Annotated in this window: 17 protein-coding genes; 7 read left to right on the forward strand and 10 right to left on the reverse strand. The window is 60.8% G+C overall.

What is annotated here, in order from left to right:
• Positions 1–47: 47 nt before the first annotated feature.
• Positions 48–2,693, forward strand: a complete 2,646-nt coding sequence (locus AADH44_RS01770; protein ID WP_341953709.1) for an AMP-binding protein — start codon at positions 48–50, stop codon at positions 2,691–2,693.
• Between the two features lies 1 nt (position 2,694).
• Here AADH44_RS01770 and AADH44_RS01775 read toward each other — a convergent pair whose 3' ends face one another.
• From AADH44_RS01775 to AADH44_RS01795, 5 genes are all read right to left on the reverse strand, one after another.
• Entirely contained in the window at positions 2,695–3,747 is a 1,053-nt protein-coding gene (locus AADH44_RS01775) for an ABC transporter ATP-binding protein (protein WP_341953710.1), read from the reverse strand.
• Positions 3,744–5,267 carry an iron ABC transporter permease gene (locus tag AADH44_RS01780; protein WP_341953712.1) on the reverse strand — a complete coding sequence of 508 codons (1,524 nt, stop codon included), beginning with the start codon at positions 5,265–5,267 and terminating at the stop codon, positions 3,744–3,746. The genes AADH44_RS01775 and AADH44_RS01780 overlap by 4 nt, the downstream gene beginning before the upstream one ends.
• A gap of 38 nt (positions 5,268–5,305) precedes the next feature.
• Positions 5,306–6,346 carry an iron ABC transporter substrate-binding protein gene (locus tag AADH44_RS01785; protein ID WP_341953713.1) on the reverse strand — a complete coding sequence of 347 codons (1,041 nt, stop codon included), beginning with the start codon at positions 6,344–6,346 and terminating at the stop codon, positions 5,306–5,308.
• 106 nt (positions 6,347–6,452) lie between these two features.
• Positions 6,453–7,169 carry a metal-dependent transcriptional regulator gene (locus AADH44_RS01790; protein ID WP_341953714.1) on the reverse strand — a complete coding sequence of 239 codons (717 nt, stop codon included), beginning with the start codon at positions 7,167–7,169 and terminating at the stop codon, positions 6,453–6,455.
• 452 nt (positions 7,170–7,621) lie between these two features.
• Entirely contained in the window at positions 7,622–9,091 is a 1,470-nt protein-coding gene (locus tag AADH44_RS01795; protein WP_341953715.1) for a deoxyribodipyrimidine photo-lyase, read from the reverse strand.
• Between the two features lie 123 nt (positions 9,092–9,214).
• Here AADH44_RS01795 and AADH44_RS01800 point away from each other — a divergent pair, with 123 nt between their 5' ends.
• Complete coding sequence (locus AADH44_RS01800; RefSeq protein ID WP_341953716.1) at positions 9,215–10,105, forward strand: mechanosensitive ion channel domain-containing protein; 891 nt, start codon at positions 9,215–9,217, stop codon at positions 10,103–10,105.
• A 272-nt stretch (positions 10,106–10,377) separates the two neighbouring features.
• Here the strand turns inward: AADH44_RS01800 and AADH44_RS01805 are convergent, their stop codons facing one another.
• Together AADH44_RS01805 and AADH44_RS01810 are read right to left on the reverse strand one after the other, a co-directional pair.
• A complete protein-coding gene (locus AADH44_RS01805; RefSeq protein WP_341955028.1) occupies positions 10,378–10,701 on the reverse strand; it encodes a multidrug efflux SMR transporter in 324 nt (107 codons plus the stop codon).
• 172 nt (positions 10,702–10,873) lie between these two features.
• Complete coding sequence (locus AADH44_RS01810; protein WP_341953718.1) at positions 10,874–12,904, reverse strand: transketolase; 2,031 nt, start codon at positions 12,902–12,904, stop codon at positions 10,874–10,876.
• A 110-nt stretch (positions 12,905–13,014) separates the two neighbouring features.
• Between AADH44_RS01810 and AADH44_RS01815 the strand changes: the two genes are divergently transcribed.
• The 4 genes from AADH44_RS01815 (at position 13,015) to AADH44_RS01830 (ending at position 16,653) form a co-directional block, all read left to right on the forward strand.
• On the forward strand, positions 13,015–14,211 hold the full coding sequence (locus AADH44_RS01815; RefSeq protein ID WP_341953719.1) for an ROK family protein: 1,197 nt from the start codon (positions 13,015–13,017) through the stop codon (positions 14,209–14,211).
• A gap of 109 nt (positions 14,212–14,320) precedes the next feature.
• Positions 14,321–14,773 carry a PTS sugar transporter subunit IIA gene (locus AADH44_RS01820; protein ID WP_341953721.1) on the forward strand — a complete coding sequence of 151 codons (453 nt, stop codon included), beginning with the start codon at positions 14,321–14,323 and terminating at the stop codon, positions 14,771–14,773.
• Positions 14,774–14,801: 28 nt separating this feature from the next.
• Complete coding sequence (locus AADH44_RS01825; RefSeq protein ID WP_341953723.1) at positions 14,802–15,077, forward strand: PTS sugar transporter subunit IIB; 276 nt, start codon at positions 14,802–14,804, stop codon at positions 15,075–15,077.
• A gap of 43 nt (positions 15,078–15,120) precedes the next feature.
• Entirely contained in the window at positions 15,121–16,653 is a 1,533-nt protein-coding gene (locus AADH44_RS01830) for a PTS ascorbate transporter subunit IIC (RefSeq protein ID WP_341953724.1), read from the forward strand.
• A 110-nt stretch (positions 16,654–16,763) separates the two neighbouring features.
• Here AADH44_RS01830 and AADH44_RS01835 read toward each other — a convergent pair whose 3' ends face one another.
• The 3 genes from AADH44_RS01835 to upp form a co-directional block, all read right to left on the reverse strand.
• Positions 16,764–17,399, reverse strand: a complete 636-nt coding sequence (locus AADH44_RS01835) for a pyridoxamine 5'-phosphate oxidase family protein (protein ID WP_341953725.1) — start codon at positions 17,397–17,399, stop codon at positions 16,764–16,766.
• A gap of 50 nt (positions 17,400–17,449) precedes the next feature.
• The gene (locus tag AADH44_RS01840; protein WP_341953726.1) at positions 17,450–18,238 is read right to left on the reverse strand and encodes a winged helix-turn-helix domain-containing protein; all 789 of its coding nucleotides are present in this window, start codon (positions 18,236–18,238) and stop codon (positions 17,450–17,452) included.
• Positions 18,239–18,568: 330 nt separating this feature from the next.
• Positions 18,569–19,201, reverse strand: a complete 633-nt coding sequence (gene upp, locus AADH44_RS01845; RefSeq protein WP_341953727.1) for a uracil phosphoribosyltransferase — start codon at positions 19,199–19,201, stop codon at positions 18,569–18,571.
• A gap of 64 nt (positions 19,202–19,265) precedes the next feature.
• Between upp and AADH44_RS01850 the strand changes: the two genes are divergently transcribed.
• Positions 19,266–19,697 carry a nucleoside deaminase gene (locus AADH44_RS01850; protein ID WP_341955029.1) on the forward strand — a complete coding sequence of 144 codons (432 nt, stop codon included), beginning with the start codon at positions 19,266–19,268 and terminating at the stop codon, positions 19,695–19,697.
• Positions 19,698–19,707: the final 10 nt, after the last annotated feature.

A 19,707-nucleotide genomic window follows, 5' to 3' on the forward strand; every position in this document is an offset into this window, starting at 1 on the left:
CGGGGTAGTGCCGACCCAACTTCAGACAGCTGAGTCAACGCACAACCATGACTGTTCAGACTGAATTCGCCGCGCTAAGCCTCACCCGTGGAGTGCCACACCACGTTGCGTTGGTTACGGATGACGGCGAGCTAACCTACGACGACATTCGAGGGCGTGTAGAAGCCCGACGAGATGAGCTGGGGTCCACGCGACGATTGGTAATGATCGAAGCCGCCATGACGGTGGAGCCTGTCATCACCTACCTCGCGTCCCTCGAGGCTGGGCATCCGGTGTTGCTGGTTGAACCAGCCAGCACTACGAACGGACAAGCGTCTCGTGCACGAATCGAATCACTGGTGAGCCGGTTCGACCCTGACGTGATCGCTGTGGCGGAGGGTGACCACTGGGGTCTCAACGAAACACGAACCGGCACGCGGCATGAGCTTCATCCGGACCTCGCGATGCTGGCAACGACATCCGGGTCGACGGGGTCACCTAAAGTGGTGCGTCTTTCGCGCGAAAATCTGCTGTCGAATGCTTCTGCTATTTCTCAGTACCTCGAACTCGACGTTGCCGACCGAGCCATGACTACGCTGCCTTTGCACTACTGCTACGGGCTGTCGGTACTCAACAGTCATCTCTTCGCCGGGGCATCTGTGCGCCTGAGTTCGCGCTCTGTCCTCGACTCAGAACTGTGGAACGACTTTGAGGCGGCACAGGCAACATCATTTGCTGGAGTCCCGCACACCTTCGAGCTACTCGAAAAAACTGACTTTGCCACGCGCGATTTGTCATCCTTGCGCTACATAACGCAGGCGGGAGGAAGGCTCGATCCGGAACGGGCTCGGCGATTCATCCAACTTGGTCACCACCGCGGCTTCGATTTCATCACGATGTATGGACAAACTGAAGCGACGGCACGCATGGCCTACGTGCCCAGCGATCTCGCCGAAACTGCGATCGGCACCATCGGTATTCCCATCCCCGGAGGTCAATTTCGAATCGATGCCCCTGCTCATTCTGATGTCGGAGAGCTTGTATACACCGGCCCTAACGTCATGATGGGCTACGGAGAACAGCCAGCAGACCTCGCGCTCGGCATCACCAGCCACGAACTGTTTACGGGAGATCTCGCCCGGCAGCGCGACGACGGACTCTACGAAATTGTTGGTCGCAGCAACCGATTCACTAAGATCTTCGGGCTTCGAATTGACCTCGACCACGTCGAGCAGCTCTTCGAAAGCTCGGGTCTTGACGTGAAAGCGGTCAGTTCTGACGGCAAGCTGATCCTCTTGGTCACCACCGCCGGCCAGGCGGCAGTCGTAGCCGAACATGCAGTGTCGCGGTGGGGTTTGCCAAGCCACGTGGTGGAGGTGCACTCTATCGCTGAGATCCCGCGAACCTCCAGCGGCAAGACCGACACGGTTGCTCTGCTTCGCTACGCGAGCGACAACACTGTCGACCCTGTCATCGATGATGTCGTCACAGCCGAGACGCTCAGAACTCGAATCGCGTACCTCTTGGGCGCACCGCACGCTGTCATCGGCGATTCTTTTGCCGGGCTGGGGGGAGACTCGCTCAGTTTTGTTGAGGTCGCGATTCACCTCGAAGAACTCTTGGGAACGCTGCCTCGCGCCTGGCCAACGATGTCGATGATCGAGCTTGCTGCGCACGCGGTGAGACCCCTGTCGCCGCTGTCTGCCGAGCCAGCCTCAACCTCCCGGGCTGAAACGCACGGCCCGGTCCCACTTCACGCCCAGATGAAGCCAGCGACGAGACGGCCCTGGCAGAGATTGCCCCGCATCGAAGCGCCTATTGTGCTGAGAGCGGTGGCGATCGTTCTCATCGTTGCAACCCACGCTGACCTCATCTTTGTGCAGGGTGGCTCTCATCTATTGTTGGTGATCGCTGGCTACAACCTTGCGCGTTTTCAGCTCGCGAATCGATCCCACCGGCTGCGTACCCGGGCAATGCTCGCGGGGGTCGCATCGGTTGCCATTCCTGCCATCACATGGATCGGAATCGTCGGTGTGATTACGGGGACCTACGCCACGGCCACAGTTTTTCTTGGCAACAACTTCGTTGGCAGTGCGCAATGGACACCTCAATGGCATTACTGGTTTCTCGAAGCGATGCTGTGGTCGATGCTGGCCGTCGTGGCTCTGCTTGCGATACCAGCAGCGCGACGGTGGGAGCGTCGCTGGCCTTTCGCTTTCGCTCTCGCGGTGCTGGCGCTAACCCTCATTGTGCGCACCGCCGTGTTGGGTGGAGTTCTGGCAGAGGGCACAGAGAAGTACGCGGTCGCGACGGTTGCCTGGTGTATTGCCCTCGGTTGGGTGATCGCGCGCATCACTACGAGAACTCAACGCCTCCTTGTTTCGGCCTTGGCGATCGTGTGTGTTGTTGGCTTCTTTGGGCAGCCACTACGCGAAGCGATTGTCATCGGCGGGGTGCTGGTGTTGCTCTGGGTCACTTCGCTACCGATGCCGCGTTGGCTGGTCGGCGTAGTGTCCGCCGTGGCGGGGGCGTCTTTCTTCATCTACCTCATTCATTGGCAGATTTACCCGGGCATCGAAACGCACTCTCCACTGTTGGCGACAGTAATCTCGTTGATCGCTGGTGTGGTGGTCTGGAAGGCCTATACCTTCTCTATGGGTCGCGGCCGGGCGCTCTTCGCGAAAGCCTTTAGCACTACTCCGCGCACTCGTTGACCTAGTAAGTCGCCGTGCTCGCGGGATAGAGCACTGCTCCGCCTTCCACTTTCAGGCCCACTACCGCACCGACAGCTAGCGACTGCGTGTGCTGAGCGGGCATGGTCAGCGACAGTGCGATGGAATGGGTTCCCACGGTGCGCAACGATACTGCGGCGGTTGGCCCGATGTATCGCACTCCGGTAACTGACGCACTGCCATGGGAAAAGTCAGCATTCAGGGACACTTGCGAGGGACGAACCATTGCCGAAACCGACTCTGCACCGGCACTGTGATCATGCCGCACACGTATGCGACCCAACGCGGAATCGATTTCGTTCCCCACACGCACGGCAGGCATCAGTACGATCGACCCCATCAGCGCGGCAATCTCGGCAGAACCAGGGTTACCAAACACAGATTCGGGAGAACCCGACTGCGGGAGTGAGCCTCTCATCATCACAGCGACACCGTCACCGAAAGAGAGTGCTTCTTCTTGGTCGTGAGTGACCAGCACAGTGGTGGTTCCGCTGCGCTCAAGCGCGGTGATTACCGCGGCTCGCGTTTGTTCGCGTAACCCGGTATCGAGTGCACTGAACGGCTCATCGAGCAGCACAACCTCGGGCCGTGGCGCAAGGGCTCGCGCCAGAGCGACCCGTTGCTGCTGGCCACCCGAAAGCTGGTGAGGATAGCGCGAGACGAGAGCCGCATCCAAGGAGGTCAGTTTCATGACTTCGACTATGCGTTCTGTTCTCCCGGCGCGGGGAAGACCGAAACCAATGTTTGCGGCAACCGAAAGATGGGGAAAGAGTGCGCCATCCTGAGCGACATATCCGATCCCGCGTCGGTGCGCAGGTACACTGCTTCCTGGTGCTGCGAGCACGCGGTCGCCCAGAGAAATTTCTCCGCTGTCAGGTTCGACGAAACCTGCGATAAGGCGAAGGAGGGTGGTTTTGCCGCATCCCGAGGGGCCAACTATCGCGGTGCGTGACCCCTGAGGGACGTCAAGCCCAATGTCAGTCAAAACCGGCGTTGGGCCGAAAGATTTGCTGACACCGCTGATATGTAACTTCACCGTGTTCTACCCCTCGTCTGCGCAAAAAGTAGAGCCACAGCGGGAATTGAGAGTAGCACCAGAGCGATGGCGTAGGGGGCTGCGCCGGCGTAGTCGATCGACGAGGCAGCCGACCAAAACTGGGTCGCGAGCGTTCGTGTTCCGGTTGGGGCGAGCAAGAGCGTGGCGGTCAATTCGTTTGCCGCTCCGAGCGCCACGAGCGCGCCGGCTGCCGCAATGGCCGGGAAAAGCAGCGGAATTGTCACGCGCAACCTCGCGAGGAGGGGCGGCGTTCCGAGCGCTCGGGCGGCTTCTTCCAGAGACTCAGGAACCTGCGCGAGTCCGGCGCGCAGAGTCACCAGTGCCCGGGGGAGAAAAATGATCACGTAGGCCGCTGTCACGGTCGCGGCAGTCTGATAAAGCCCCGGTGCAACGTTGAGCGTCACCGTAACTAACGCCAGGGCCACAATAATCGCGGGCAGACTGCTGGCGATCGAGTAGCCGCCTTCGAGAACTCGGCTCAGTCGTGATGGATGCCGCGTCGCGAGCCACGCGACGGGAAGGGCGACCACGATGGCCCCGATGGCCCCGCCGAATGAGAGAAGGGAGGTGTCAACTAGCGCGCGCCAGAGACCGTCGAGCATCTCAGGCTGTGTGGCGAGGGACCATCGAATAACGCTGACCATGGGCACGACTGTGGCCAACGTCGCGATCGTTACGAGGGCAAGGATCGCGAGCGGGGTGAATTTGCCGAGTTTGACGAGTTGCGCTGGCCGCGCACTACCCGATCCCACATAGGCGTAGCGAGCGCGACCTCGTGCTGTGGCTTCGATCCCCAACACGATGACGCTGAGTAACGCGAGCACTATGCCGAGAGAGGCGGCCGACGGGCCGGCAAATGTTGACTGGTAGGCGACCACAATCGCGGTAGTGAAAGTGTCGAAACGAATGAAAGCGAATGCTCCGTACTCGGAGAGCAGATGGAGGGCGACGATGAGCCCCCCACCGAGAATGGCCAGTCGAAGCTGCGGGATGACAACTCTGAGAAGGACGGCCCCCTCTTTCAGCCCGAGGGATCGTGCGCTCTCCTCCAAACTCGGGTTGAGGCCGCGCAACGTGGCGAGGGCGGGGAGGTAGACGAGCGGGTAGTACGCGAGCGTCGCCACGAGGAGGCCGCCGCCGAGGCCTTGGATTGAGGGAACGACGCTCGCCCAGCCGTAGCTGCTAACGAAGGCGGGGATAGCTAATGGCGCAACAGTGAGGATGGCGAAGAAGCGCCGCCCCGGGAGGTCAGTTCGTTCGACAAGCCAGGCACTGCCGACCCCGAGCAGAATGGTGATGGGTACTCCGAGCACGAGAATCAGCACGGTGTTACCCAAGAGCTCGCCCACGCGGGGACGCAGGAGCAGATTTGCAAGCTCGTCAACGCCGATCCTTGCTGTTGCCTCAATGACGTAGCCCACAGGAATCAGCATCCCGATGGCAAGGACCACCACAATAACGAGCAGTGCTCGTGAGGGTGGTGTTGTGGTTGCGCTCAACCGCTCCGCGCGTAACGCTCGCGCCGCACCCGGGGTTGTCAGAGGAGCCCTGCTTGTGTCATGAGGTCGAGAACCTCGGGGCCATTGAGTGTTGACGGGTCAATGATTGGTGCGTCGAGTGAATCGAGAGCCGGTAGTGGATCCTTTGCTGGCACATTGCTTCCCACGGGGTATTCGAAGCTGTAGCCCTCGCCAAGAATTGTCTGTCCGGAGACGCCAGCGAGAAAGGCCAAGAATTGTTGAGCTTGGTCAGGATTCTTGCTTGATTTGAGCACGCCACCGCCGGAGATACTGACGAAGGCCCCGGGGTCCTGCTTGCCGAAGTAGTGCAGTTTGGTATTGCCGCTGTTTTCGCCGCCAGAGTCTGAGTCGCGGAACCAGTAGTAGTGGTAGATGATGCCGCCAGCAACCTCGCCCGCGTTGACCGCTTTCATCGTGACGATGTTGTTCCGGTAGATCGTCGCGTTGTCTTTCATCCCAGTGAGCCAAGCAGACGTAGCGTCAGCGCCCTGGGTTTCGAGAATTGCGGAGACTATCGCCTGAAAATCCGCTCCAGCGGGCGCCCCGCCCCACTTGTCTTTCCAGCGGGGGTCTTGCAGATCGAGTATCGATGTCGGGAGTTCAGATTCGTCGAGAAGGTCGGGGTTGTAGACGAAGACGGCGGAGCGCGCGGCGATGCCTGTCCACATTCCGCTACTGGGCCGGTACTGTTCCGGAACCAGCTCGAGGGTCGCGGGGTCTACCGGCGCGAGCAGCCCGGCATTTTCGACCAGCGACATGGCGGGGGAGTTTTCGGTGAGAAACACATCGGCGCGCGAAGCATCACCTTCGGCAATGAGTTGATTGCCGAGTTCGCTATCGCCGCCATTGCGCAGCACGACCTCAATTCCCGTCTGGGCGGTGAATTCTTCAACCCATTCCTCGGTAAGTTTTTCGTGCTGGGCGTTGTAGACCACCAAGGCTTCTTCGCTGGCATCCACGACCGCGCCATCGTCATCCGTGCCTGTGATTCCGGTGCACCCGCTCAGCAGAAGACTCGTTGCGGCCAGTGTTGCGGTCACGGTCAGGATTCTCTTCACAGCAGTCGCCCTTCATTCATACGGTATTAGATTAGGCTATCCTAACTTATCCCGAAGTCCCGTCAGACGCTCGAGAGCTCGCCCCGTCGCGGATGCCCGAAGAAAGCTAGATTTTCGCGGTGTCGCCCGTCACGGTTCCGCCCGAAACGTAGAGTGCATCGCTCGCGCTGCGACCCAGGCTGATCGCTTCGCTAGACGGCGTCGTTCCACCGTGGCCCACCCGCACGTCGAGGGCATCCGAGTATGGTGCCCCGGCGCTGATGTGCAGCGTTGCACCAAACACGATGCCTCGCTCTTCGAAAAACTTCAGCAAGTCGGGGTCGTCGTCAGAGATGCGTTCGACGAGCACAATACTGCCGGGGGAGATCCGGCTCAGCTGCACCGCATCCGGCAGCGTTACAACACCGTGGGCGCTGGGGATGGGATCACCGTGGGGATCGCGGGTGGGGTGCTCCAAGAACTCGTCGATGCGCTCCACCATGAAATCTGAGACTGCATGTTCAAGGATTTCGGCCTCATCGTGCACCTGATCCCAGCCATAGCCGAGCACGCTCACCAGGAACGATTCGATGAGGCGGTGGCGGCGAACCATTGCCACAGCGTGCCCCCGACCCGCTTCGGTGAGTGCGATGGAACCGTAGCGGGCATGATCAAGGAAGCCCTGATCGGTGAGGCGACGTACGGCATCCGAAACGCTAGACAGGGTGAAGCCGGTCTTTTCAGCGATGACGGTGGCGGTGACGGGGGCGTCTGACCACTCGGAGAGACTCCACACGGTCTTCAGGTAGTTCTGGGTGCTGACAGAAAGTTCTGTGACCGACATGCGCCAAGTCTAAAGCCGAAGATTCAACTACGGCTAGACGTAGTTAACGCACTTGCCCCCACCCTGAGTACAGAGGGTGAGGGCAAGCGAGTGCGGGTGTTCGTTGGGTTGGGTTGGGTGTTAGTTGAACATTCCGTCGAGACCAAGGTCACCGGTGATGTCGCCGATGATGTCATCAGTGTCAACAACACTGTCGAGGATGTCATCAACGTTCACCGATTCGGTGGCATCGGTCACCACGTCGGAGACGTTGGCGACGTCACTCACGTTGGCTGAGTCGCTGACGTTGCCGACTGCGGTGTCGTTGCCCGAAGCGACGGGTGCGTTTACTTCGTTACCGGATGCGATAGCGTTTCCGTTCAGGAGATCACCGTTGAGGATGCCACCACCAAGAATTTCGCCACCGCGGATGTCGCTGCGCAGCAGATCAACGTCGCCAATCTGGGGTGCAATCAGTACCGGGATGCCGCGGCAGCTTTCACGGCGGCGTACGCCTCGAGTGCTTCGCGGCGGGTTTCGGCGAGATCCACGATCGGGTCGGGGTAGTCGGCGGTGCCAAGTTCGGGAACCCAACGGGCAACGTATTCGCCGGTGGGGTCGAACTTTTTCTGTTGCAGTACCGGGTTGAAGACTCGAAAGTAGGGGGCGGCATCCGCACCGGATCCGGCAACCCACTGCCAGTTGGCGGGGTTGCTGGCGTCGTCGGCATCAACGAGGGTGTCCCAGAACCATTGTTCGCCGGCACGCCAGTCGATGAGTAGGTTTTTGATGAGGAAGCTCGCAACAACCATGCGCACGCGGTTGTGCATGGTTCCGGTGTGCCACAGCTCACGCATGCCGGCATCGACAAGGGGGATTCCGGTGCGGCCGCGACGCCAGGCTTCTACCTCGGCGACTCCGGCGGGTTCGTCAACGGCACCGAGTTGGTCGACGGTGTAGCCCCAGGGGAACACGTTGTAGGCGGGGCGGTAGCTGTCGAGCGAAAGGCGGGGGTGTTCGAAAAGTTGGGTGGCAGAGAATTCTCGCCAGCCGATTTCGCTCAAGAATTTGGCGATATTTTTGCGGGCCACTGTAGGTACGCTTGTCGCGCCCGAGCCGCGCAGCCGATGCCAGATGTGGGTGGGGCTGATCTCGCCAAAACGTAGGTGGGGGCTGAGGCCGCTCGTGGCGTCAACGGCGGGTTCGTCGCGGCGGTGGTAGTCGGCAAGGCGTTCCGCTACGAAACTCTCGAGGCGGTCAAGGGCCCCGGCCTCGCCGGGCGTCCAAGTCTCGCGCAAACCAGCAGCCCAGTCGGGGTGGGTCGGCAGCAGATTCCAGTCAGCGAGGTTGTCGCTGGGTATCGCGCTGGGGTTGTTGCTTGATTCATCGCGGTCGGAGGAGGTCTCTGCCCAGCTCAGTTCGCCGGATTCTGGTGGCGGCAGCAGCTCACGCACGGGGCGCTCTTGCGCAGCCCGCCAGTACGGAGTGAACACCCGATACGGTTCGCCCTGCCCGTTGCGAATCTGCCACGGCTCATTCAGCAGATTGCCCTGATGGCTTTCGACGGTGAGGCCCTGCTCGCGCAGGCTCGACTTGAGGCCGGCATCGATGTCGCGGGCTGCCGTGTAGCGGCGATTCCAGTGAACGGACGCAGCGTCGAGCTCATCGACCAGCGTGGGCAGCACGTGCGCGGCCGGCCCGCTGCGCAGGGTCAGTTGGCCGCCCAGTTTCTGCAGGGCAGCATCCAGAGCGGTGAGGCTGTGGTGCAGCCACCACTTGCTTGCCGAACCCAGCGGACGGATGCCGTCGCTGATTTCGTCATGAATGTAGACAACAACGAGTGGCCGGTTTTCGCTCGCGGCGGCGGTTAAAGCGGGGTTGTCGGCTAGTCGCAGGTCGTTGCGCAACCACACGACGGAGGGCCGGTTCTCACTTCTACTCACGGCACTATTCTACGTTTGGTGAGCGACTCTAGCTGGGGCGTTTGGCTGGGGTGTGACGCGTAGACTCACGCAGAACACTCAGTGTCGTGGAGTATCTCGACACGAGACAGAGGGGACTTGGCCATGAGGGAGTTTGGTTTTCGGCTGGAGCCGGTCGATTTCACCGATGTGATTGACCGGGTGCAGAACATCTTCGCTTCACTTTTTCTTGCCCTCCCTAATGTCATTCTCGGAATTGCCGCGTTCCTCCTTTTCTGGGCAATCTCATGGCTTGTGGCGAAGCTTGTCGGGTTAGCTGTTCGGCGTGCGGGGCGACCCCGTGGGCTCCAGGTGGTGCTGAGCCGTCTTGTCGGGTGGGGGATTCTCGGGTTCGGGTTGCTGGTGGCGCTCACCATCATCTTTCCCACCATTACGCCGGCATCGCTGTTTGGCACGTTGGGTGTGGGCGGCATTGTGATTGGGTTCGCCTTCCGTGACATTTTTCAGAATTTGCTCTCCGGAATCCTGATTCTGTTTACTCGCCCATTTCGGATCGGGGATCAGATTGTGTCGAACGATCACGAGGGCGAGGTCGTCGATATTTTGGTGCGCGCCACGCTGGTGCGCACCTACGACAACCGTCAGGTGGTCATCCCGAACAGCGAGCTTTACACCAAACGTGTGGTCGTGAATACGGCGTACACCACTCGGCGGCTCAGTGTTGAGGTCGGGATCGGGTATGACGACAGCATTGCTGAGGCCCGCATCGTGATCCTTAAGGCAATTGCTGCTTTGCCGGGCATCGTCACCGAGCCGGCGCCTACCGTCTTGGTGAGTTCGCTGGGTGATTTCAGCGTAATTCTTGAGGTGCGGTTCTGGATTAGTCCACCGGATCGTCGCGAAGCGGTGGAGGCCCAAGACCAGGTTCTTGAAGCGATCAAGCGATCCTTGACTGCGGCAGGAATTGAGATGCCGTTCCCGACCCAGCACATCAAGTTTGACTCGGAACCGGTTCGCACGGAAAGCGACGGTTAGTGACCGAACCCGCGTCATTAAGGGGTTATAGGGCGATAGGCCTCATTTAGGCGGCTGCGTTAAATAGTTCGAGGGCCGGTTTCAGAGGCATGAAACCGACCCTCGCCCTTGCACCAAGAGTGTCCTGCAATCACATTCCGCAGTAGCTGCCACAGCAAACAACTTCTGCTCTATGAATGTATAACGGAAAGATAACGCTGTCTAGTTACCGATCCGTTATTTTTGGAAAATTTTCAAAAAAGGTTGTCTACCCCGCGGTTTCTGCACCCGAATCAGCTCGCCGAGTCGACCAGTTTCAGCCCGACGACGCATCCGATCAGTCCGACGATGAGCAGAATCTTGACCCACGAGATAGCCTCCTCGCCGAACACCATCGCGTACGTCACCGTGAGCGCAGCACCAATGCCCACCCAGACGGCATAGGCGGTGCCTATCGGTAGTTCGCGCATCGCAAACGCTAGTCCGCCCATGCTTGCGATGAGAGCGACCCCAAAAACGACGCTGGGCCACAGCTTGGTGAAGCCCTCAGATTTGCCGAGCGCGGTCGCCCAGACAGCTTCGAGTACGCCAGAAAGAATCAGAATAAGCCAGTACACAACAGTCTCCTTGGCCAGTCGTCGCATACCCGGTACTGATCCGTCGTCGGGAGCCGTTGATGCGGCTACCCTCATACGGTATCAAAAGAGCTGTGAATTGGCAGGGCTGCCCGGCCGCGATATCCGATCGCTGCCGCCCGACAGCCACGACCCGACCGCTATCGTTTGACTGCTACTTCGCGAGCGCGCGCCGAGCAGCGCCAAGCACAGTATCCAGTGTGATCCCGCGACGAGCCATCACCTGCGCGCCAGAACCAGATTCACCAAACTCTTCAACGCTCACGACTTCACCGTCAAGCCCGACCCAGCGGTACCAGCCGTCACCCCGCCCGGCCTCAACAGCAACACGGGCGGCGATGGATGTGGGCAGCACTGTTTCCCGATACGCAGCATCACTCGCCGCAAACCACTCAACACTCGGCATCGAAACGACCCGAACACCGACACCCTCCGCGGCCAGAGCTTCCGCCGCCTCCAGTGCAAGAGATACTTCACTGCCGGTGGCGATGAGCGCGAGATCAAGACCATCACCGTGCTGCCACGCAACATAACCGCCATGGGCGACCTTGGCATCCAAGTCGTCTCGCTCAGGCAACACGGGAACATCCTGACGCGAGAAGACCAGCGCCGTGGGTCCAGTAGACAGAGTGATCAGGCGCTTCCACACCGACACAACCTCGGCGGCATCCGCGGGGCGCACAACATCAAGACCCGGCACTGTGCGCAGCGACGCAATCTGCTCCACCGGTTGGTGGGTTGGGCCATCCTCGCCAACAGCAACGCTGTCGTGGGTGAAGACATAAATCACGGGCAACTGCATGAGAGCAGCGAGGCGGATGCTCGGCCGCATGTAATCGCTGAACACCAAGTAGGTCGACGCAAACGGTCGCCATGGCCCCTGAATCGCAATGCCGTTGAGTATCGCCGCCATGGCGTGCTCGCGAATTCCAAAGCGAATGAATTCGCCGCCGGGGTTGCTCGCGGTCACGGCGGAGCCGGGCACCTCCACCCCCGTCGATCCTGCCAAGTCTGCCGAGCCACCCCACAGCGATGACACGTTCTGCAGCACCTTCAGCGCCACACTGTTGAGCTTGCGGGTGGCCGACGCGGTGCCGACCGGCGGAACCTCGATCTCGTTCAGCGCGCTGAGAGCTGCCGCAGCATCCGGGTTGCGGAATGCGTGCCAAGCTCGCGCCGCCTCAGGTTGGGAAGCCTTCCAGCAGGCGAGCGAAGCGTTCCACTCGTCTTCGAACACCTGACCGCGGGCGAGAGCGCCACGCGCGAAGGCGAGACCGTCATCAGTCACGAGCGCGTCGAGTGGAGTATCCGGCGCAAAGCCCAGTGCGGTCTTGATCGCCGAAACCTCCTCCTCACCAAAGCCGCCCGAGTGAGCGGCAGGTTTGCCCGAGAACTCGATCGATGGCGCACCGATCACACTGCGTATTGCGACGAAAGTGGGTCGACCATCTCGCGACCGCGCTTCGGAAAGCACTTTCTCAATCTCGTCAAGGTTGCTCGCGTCATCAATCTCAAGCACCCGCCAGCCATAGGCGGCATAGCGAGCGCGCACATCCTCGCTGAAAGCCGCTTCGCCCGTGGAGTCGATGGTCACGTTGTTGTCATCCCAGATCACGACCAGGTTGTCGAGGCCGAGAGTGCCCGCCAGGCTCGAGGCCTCGCCGCTGACTCCTTCCTGCATGCAGCCATCGCCGGCGATGGCCCAGATGGTGGGGCTGAGCAGGTCACTGTCTGGTGCGAACACTGCGCGCTCGCGGCGTGCCGCCAGCGCCATTCCCACGGCCGACGCGACACCCTGCCCGAGCGGTCCGGTGGTCATTTCAATGCCGGGGGTGTGACCGAGCTCCGGATGCCCGGGGGTGCGGCTATCGAGGGTGCGACTCTTCGCCAACTCGTCCAGCTGCAGCCCGTATCCCGTCAAAAACAGCTGCACATACAGCAGCAGACTGGCGTGACCGGCCGAGAGTACGAGTCGGTCACGGCCGAGCCAGTGGGGGTTGTGGGGGTTATGGCGCAGACTTCGTTGGTAGAGCACGTGGGCGAGGGGTGCCAGGGCCATCGCTGTTCCACCGTGCCCGTGGCCCTTGGCTTGCACGACGTGGGCGGGAATGCCGATGGCGGCGCGAACGGAATCTGCTTCCGCAGGCGTGACGTTTCCGAGAAGGGGGAGGCCGTTTTCTGACATACCTGACACTTTGGTCTACATGTGTACTAAAGTCAACGTGTGCAGAAAGCTCTGTACAGTCACGAAGTAGACTTTCCGTCACGGTCGGTCACGATGCGGAGGACACAGCTATGGCGCACGTGATCTCAACGGGCTCGGGCGTTGTTCTCGACCTCATCCGATCCGGTCAAGCGACCACCCGCTCCGACCTCATCATGCGACTTGGCTGGTCGCGCATCACCCTCGCCCGCAGGCTCGATGAACTTCTGAACGCCGAAATAATTGTCAGCGCCGGCCAGTCCGATTCTCGAGGCGGCCGTCCACCCGAAGAATTCGTCGTGAACAAAGACGCCGGGTTGTTGCTTGCGATGGATATCGGCGGCTCCCACTCCCGGCTAGCCATCACCGACCTCGTATCGAACATCCTCCTCGAAGACGAAGCAGACATCGGGCTCAACCAGGGCCCCGACGACATCTTCGACTGGAGCTGCCAAGTCTTCGACCATCTGCTCGCCAATCTTGGCAAGTCACGGTCGGATGTGCGCGGAATCGGTGTCGGCGTGCCCGGCCCCGTCGATTCGGCCAGCGGTCGCATCGCGTCACCCCAGCTCAACGCCCAGTGGGCGGATGTCACAGTTAAGGACTACTTTCCCGACGACTACCGAGCGGTCTTCGCTGTCGATCGCGACGTGAACATCCTCGCCGTAGGGGAGCATCGCTTGGGGTGGCCAGAATACGACGACGCCATTGTGCTGAAGGTGGGTATGGGTATCGGCTGCGGACTGGTGTTTGATGGCCGCGTTTATCACGGCACCCGGGGCGGCGCTGGTGACTTGGCGCACTCGCCATCGGGAGGCGCTGAACTATGCCTGTGTGGCCGCACCGGATGTCTCGATACTGTCGCCAGTGGTCGTGCGATCCAGCGTGAGCTGCACGCGCTCGGGGCAACGGTGCGCACGAGTGCCGACATTGTGGCGCTCGCCAACAGCGGTCATGAGGGTGTCGCCGAATTGTTGGCAGATGCGGGCAACCACATTGCCGACGCCCTGCTCGATCCGGTTGCCCTGCTGAATCCCGCTGCTGTCGTGATCGGGGGCAACGTTGCTCAGGCGGGCGCTGTGTTCTTGGATCCGATTCGTGACCGCTTGTTGCGTGAAGCTACCGCGTTTTCGCGTCGCGATCTTGTGGTGATTCCAGCGAAATTGGGGCAAGAAGCGGGTGTCATTGGGGCGTCGCTCATTGCACAGGATGCGCTTTTTGAGCCAGACCGCATCAGCCGGTTGACACGGGAAGACGGTGCTTCGCTCGCGAAGTACGGCGAGAAATAGACACTTCGGGCTATTCGTAGACATAAGTCCCGCTGGGGGACTAGGCTCGCAAGCGTCAGCAACTGTCACCCAGTGGCAGCGTGAACGACAGGCAAGAAAGCGGGATGCAATGAGTGAAACATTGGCCGACGAACTCAGTGATGACGCGATCGTCTTGGGCGCTGAAGCAGAGGACTGGCGTTCCGCCGTTCGGATCGCTGGCGACGCACTCACCGCCACCGGGTCAACAACCGCTGAATACACGGCCGAAATGATTCGTGCCGTGGAAGAGCTTGGGCCATACATCGTTATTGCGCCGTCAATCGCTTTGGCACACTCGCGCCCATCACCCGCAGTACTCAAGACCGGAATCAGCTGGGTAAGCCTCGCCCACCCTGTCGAATTCGGTCACGCAGCCAACGACCCCGTTCGGCTCGTTGTCGGGCTTGCCGCGGTCGACCACGACTCACACCTCGCCACCATGTCGAATCTTGCCGGTGTACTCAGCGGCGACATCGACCGCCTCCTCGAGGCGACCAATCCGGAACAACTCCGGGCACTCATCCGAGAGAACACGCAGTAGCCCACTCTCGAAACCGAAAGGCACACACATGAAGATCGTTGCGGTCTGTGGAATGGGAATCGGCACTTCCGTTCTCCTGAAAATGAATGCAGAGAAGGTTCTTCGCACCCTCGGAGTCGACGCGGATGTGGAAGCTGCCGACATCGGAGTTGCTCGCGGTATGGCACGCGACGCCCAAATTGTGCTGACCTCAGAAGAACTTGCCCCTGAGATCGGCGACGTTTCCGCCAAGGTCATCGTCATCGACAACTTCTTCGACCTCGAAGAAATCACAACCAAGCTCAAGGCAGCACTGCCCGAATAGCTCGTCGCCGCGTCATTAACACACCAAAACAAGGGAGAACACAATGGAGTGGCTTGTTGTAGTCCTGAATTTCGTCGGACAACAGATCCTCAACGTACCGGCGTACCTCGTCGGAATCATCACCGCAATCGGTCTGATCGCGCTCAAGCGACCAGCCGGTGCAGTTATCGGCGGTGGCCTCAAAGCAGCGCTCGGCTTCCTCATCTTGGGTGCCGGTGCTGGTGTCGTGGTCGGCTCGCTGACCCCGCTCGGCAATCTGATCCTTCTCGTCACTGGGGCACAGGGTGTTATCCCTACCAACGAGGTCATTACGGCCCTCGCTTCGGTTGAGTACGGCGCCACCAGCGCTTACGTTCTCACCCTCGGCTTCATCGTGATGCTCGCACTTGCTCGGTTCACGCCGCTCAAGTACGTCTTCCTCACCGGCCACCACATGGTGTTCATGGCGCTACTGCTCAGCGTTGTGCTCTCGGTCGGCTTTGGCCCTGACCTCAACTGGCTCGTCGTGCTGATCGGTGCACTGCTGCTGGGCGTAATCATGGTCGTCATGCCCGCGTTCGCTCATCCGTGGACCAAGAAGATCACCGGCGACGACACGATTGCTATCGGTCACTTCGGAACCCTCGGCTACATCGCCGCCGGTGCCGCGGGCCAGGCTACCGGTCAGAAGAGCCACTCAACCGAGAAGATCAACTTCCCGCAGGGCCTCAAGTTCTTGCGTGACTCGATGGTTGCCACCGCAATCTCGATGGTGCTGATTTACATGGTCTTCGCCGTGTGGGGACTCATCGCACTACCGCAGCAACAAGCACTCGACGTCTTCGGATCAGCGGATGCCGGTGCCTACATCATGGCCGCGTTCGCCCAGGCACTTCAGTTCGGTGTTGGTGTCGCGATCATCCTCTACGGTGTGCGCACCATTCTCGGCGAGCTTGTTCCTGCCTTCCAGGGAATTGCCGAAAAGGTAGTACCGGGTGCGAAACCAGCCCTCGACATCCCGCTGGTGTTCCCCTTTGCCGCTAACGCTGTGCTGATCGGATTCCTCGCATCGTTCCTCGGTGGACTCGTCTCGCTGGCACTGCTGGCAACCTGGCTCGGGCCCGTATTTGGTCTCGCGCTGATCCTGCCCGGCATGGTTCCTCACTTCTTCACGGGTGGTGGTGCCGGCGTTTACGGCAACGCGACCGGTGGACGAATCGGTGCCATGGTTGGTGGTTTCGTCAACGGCGTGCTCATCACGATCCTTCCCGCCATCCTGCTGCTCGTGCTCGGTGAGCTCGGATTCGCCAACAGCACCTTCGGTGATGCCGACTTCGGTTGGTTCGGAACACTCATCGGCGTAAGCCTGCTGAGCGGCGTTCCCGCGATCGGAGTGCTCCTGACCGTGGTGATCGCAATCCTGCTCGTGGTTGTCGCCTCCATCTTCCAGATCCGTGTGGTCAACACGGGCTGGACGCCGGGCGCGAAGCGTGATGCATGGCTCGCTAGCGAAGCTGAGAAGGCTGAAGCTGAGAAGGCAGCCGAAAAGGCGGCAGCGAAAGAGGCTGCTGCGCCGACTGCAGGAACTAAGGCTTAACCCCTAAGACCGAGTCATTCGGGTGACTTGGTCGGGCGCCATTCCTTCGGGGGTGGCGCCCTTTTCTTTGCGGATTGGATGCCCGCACAAAGGTTCCGCACCGACTGAGGTCAGTCGGTGCCGTGCAGTGCCCTAACCGACTGGGAAGCAAGGATGCCGGGCCGCAGGTCGGGCGCATCAAGCACTGTCACCGGTTGCCTGCCGAAGCGCACTTGGCCGGCCCAGGTGTCGCCGGCGATATCGGAATCCGCGTCTTCGGGCCACCCATCGGAGACCCTCAGAGACCACTCGTCGATGGGCATGGAGAGCACCAGCGTGGCGGCGAGTTCCTTGGTGGTGTTCGGGCGAACCTCGTTGAGTCGACCGGGAATCAGCTTGTCTGTCAGAGCGTCAAGCGCATCAGTCTTCTCTGTTCCGGCCAAGACCTGAAAGGATCCGAAAAGCACAGCACTTCGGTAGAGCAGTGACGACTCGAATGCTGACCGTGCCACCACTATTCCGTCGACAGCGGTGACCGAGACAGCGGCCGGAGCCCCAGAAACCAAGCGCATCCACCGCGAGCCTGTTGAGCCATGAACGATGAGGGCATCTCCGAATCGAGCGACCGCCGTCGGCAGCACCCCGGGGGCGCCCTGTTCATCCACGTAGGCGATGTGCCCGACGATCGTCGAGTCGAGGAGTGCATCAAGCACTTCACGACTGTGCGACATCAACTCAGGAATCCGGGTAGCGCTCGTTTTGCTCACCCGCTCAGTGTGGCATGCTGGCGGGCCCAGTTGTGCGGTGCGACCGACCCTTAAATGAAGTCCGGGCTCGGGGTCGAAGCGAAGCGCACCGAGACATCCGGATGACGGTCGTAGCGGTAACCGATTCCCCGAACGGTGCGCACAACATCTTCATACGCGCCGAGCTTGGAACGCAGGCGACGAATGTGCACGTCGATGGTGCGTTCGTTGGGTGCTTCGTCGTCTTCGGACGACCACAGTGTTGAGATGAGTTGTGCGCGCGCGATGGTCTGCGATTCGCGAAGGATGAGGAACTGCAGCAGCTCGAACTCTTTGTAAGTGAGCGCGGCGGGTTCATCGTCGATAAGCACGCGTTTGCGCGAAAGGTCGACAATCACGCCGCTTGCGGTCTTCACTTCTGGCTCTTCCACTTGGCGGTGCTTGGCGAGAGCCGAGGGGTCTTGCAGGGCGAGGCGCACAACGTCGACGTCGCGTCCGCCAGCACCGATGGGGGCGAGGGCGACTGCCGCGTGGGTTTCTGCTGCGGGAACCAGTTGCTGTGCGAGTTGCTTGAGCTGTTCGACGATCGTGCTCAGATCAGTGCCCGCTGAAGCGGCCTTGAGCTCGTCGATTCCGACGTAGAGCACGAAGCCGCGAGCTTCGGTGCCCTGAGGCACGGCACGAAGGCGAGGCGCGTCAGTTGCGGGAGCTGAGGGTGCTGGCGCTGCTGCCGGGCGCGCGTCGCGGGCAGGCTGCACAGCCAGCGACAGTTCGCGGACGGGTGCAGGAACCGGAGCGTGAGCCGGGGCCGCAGGGGCAAAAGTGGTGCGAGGGGTACGTTCGATGGTTGCGAGAGACATGGGTCCAGAAATCCTTGGATAAGGGGTGAAGGGCCTCTGATGATGAGGGTGTGATCCTTCGGAAAAAAATAGTGTGACGAGCTAGATAGACGCCGTTATGAGGACGAAAATCTGGGGGCATCCCATCTGGTGAGAATGCCCGGCGCAGGTTGGCCGACTAGGCACACATTCGACAACACAAAACGTCGCCCACCAGCGCTGTGCCCACAGGCATCGAGCTGGCGTTCCTGGAAGCCACGGGGGCGGTCAGGTCGCGAGTTTGTACAGTCATGAATGCAACTATGTTTCATTCGGCGCGCGTCTGTCAAGTTACGCGCGGCACATTGGTGGCTAGACGAGTCCGTAAAGTCGGTCGCCAGCGTCGCCAAGTCCGGGCACGATGTAGCCGTTCTCGTTGAGGCGCTCATCGAGGGCACCAAGAACGATGGTGACATCGCGACCCTCCATGGCCTTTTCGACGGCGGCGAGACCTTCGGGGGCTCCGAGGATGCAGACTGCCGTGACATCCGTTGCCCCACGGTCGAGCAGGTACTGAATGGCGGCGATCAGTGAGCCACCAGTGGCGAGCATGGGGTCGAGCACGAAGCACTGGCGGTTCGAGAGATCATCGGGGAGACGTTCGGCGTAGGTGTCAGGTTTCAGCGTCTCTTCGTTACGCACCATGCCCAAGAATCCGACCTCGGCGGTGGGGACAAGTTTCACCATTCCTTCAAGCATTCCGAGTCCGGCGCGCAGAATCGGCACGACAAGAGGCTTGGGCGAACTGATCGCAACACCCGTGGTTTTCGTGACCGGGGTCTCAATGTCCACCGCCTCAACGCGCACCGAACGTGTGGCCTCGTAGGCTAAAAGGGTCACAAGTTCCTCCGTCAGCGCCCGAAATGTGGGGGCTGCGGTGTTCTTGTCGCGCAACACTGTGAGCTTGTGCGTGATGAGCGGGTGGTCGGCAACGTGAACTCGCATAGGCTAAATCTACTTGAGGTCGACACCAACAGGAGAACCGATCGTGGCAAAGTTCGATCAGTGGATGACGCGGGCCATCGCCGAGGCGAAGCTCACGCACGATTCTGCTGACGTTCCGGTCGCCGCTCTCGTCTTTGACGAGAATGACCTTCTCGTCGCCGTTGGACGCAATGAGCGGGAGCTGACCGGCGATCCCACGGCGCACGCCGAGGTTGTGGCAATCCGGGCTGCTGCGGCCGCGACGGGTTCATGGCGGCTCGAGAATATGACTCTCGTGGTCACACTCGAGCCGTGCACGATGTGTGCTGGCGCGATTCTGCAGGCGCGCATCCCGCGTGTGGTGTTTGGTGCGTGGGATGAGAAAGCGGGGGCGGCGGGCAGCGTGAACGATCTGCTTCGCGACCGACGGTTACCTCACAGGGTTGAGGTGGTTGCCGGCATCCGGGAGGCAGAGTGTGCTGCGCTGCTCACTGACTTCTTTGAGGCCCGCCGCTAGCACGCTTCGC

Origin of the sequence: Salinibacterium sp. TMP30, assembly GCF_038397785.1 — a bacterium.
Taxonomy (GTDB): domain Bacteria; phylum Actinomycetota; class Actinomycetes; order Actinomycetales; family Microbacteriaceae; genus Rhodoglobus.

Bases quoted from the DNA above. Each gene is read 5' to 3' on its own strand.
- AADH44_RS01770 (WP_341953709.1), top strand. From the start codon at position 48: ATGACTGTTCAGACTGAATTCGCCGCGCTAAGCCTCACCCGTGGAGTG.
- AADH44_RS01790 (WP_341953714.1), bottom strand. From the start codon at position 7,169: ATGTCGGTCACAGAACTTTCTGTCAGCACCCAGAACTACCTGAAGACC.
- AADH44_RS01800 (WP_341953716.1), top strand. From the start codon at position 9,215: ATGAGGGAGTTTGGTTTTCGGCTGGAGCCGGTCGATTTCACCGATGTG.
- AADH44_RS01810 (WP_341953718.1), bottom strand. From the start codon at position 12,904: ATGTCAGAAAACGGCCTCCCCCTTCTCGGAAACGTCACGCCTGCGGAA.
- AADH44_RS01815 (WP_341953719.1), top strand. From the start codon at position 13,015: ATGGCGCACGTGATCTCAACGGGCTCGGGCGTTGTTCTCGACCTCATC.
- AADH44_RS01820 (WP_341953721.1), top strand. From the start codon at position 14,321: ATGAGTGAAACATTGGCCGACGAACTCAGTGATGACGCGATCGTCTTG.
- AADH44_RS01825 (WP_341953723.1), top strand. From the start codon at position 14,802: ATGAAGATCGTTGCGGTCTGTGGAATGGGAATCGGCACTTCCGTTCTC.
- AADH44_RS01830 (WP_341953724.1), top strand. From the start codon at position 15,121: ATGGAGTGGCTTGTTGTAGTCCTGAATTTCGTCGGACAACAGATCCTC.
- AADH44_RS01840 (WP_341953726.1), bottom strand. From the start codon at position 18,238: ATGTCTCTCGCAACCATCGAACGTACCCCTCGCACCACTTTTGCCCCT.
- upp (WP_341953727.1), bottom strand. From the start codon at position 19,201: ATGCGAGTTCACGTTGCCGACCACCCGCTCATCACGCACAAGCTCACA.
- AADH44_RS01850 (WP_341955029.1), top strand. From the start codon at position 19,266: ATGACGCGGGCCATCGCCGAGGCGAAGCTCACGCACGATTCTGCTGAC.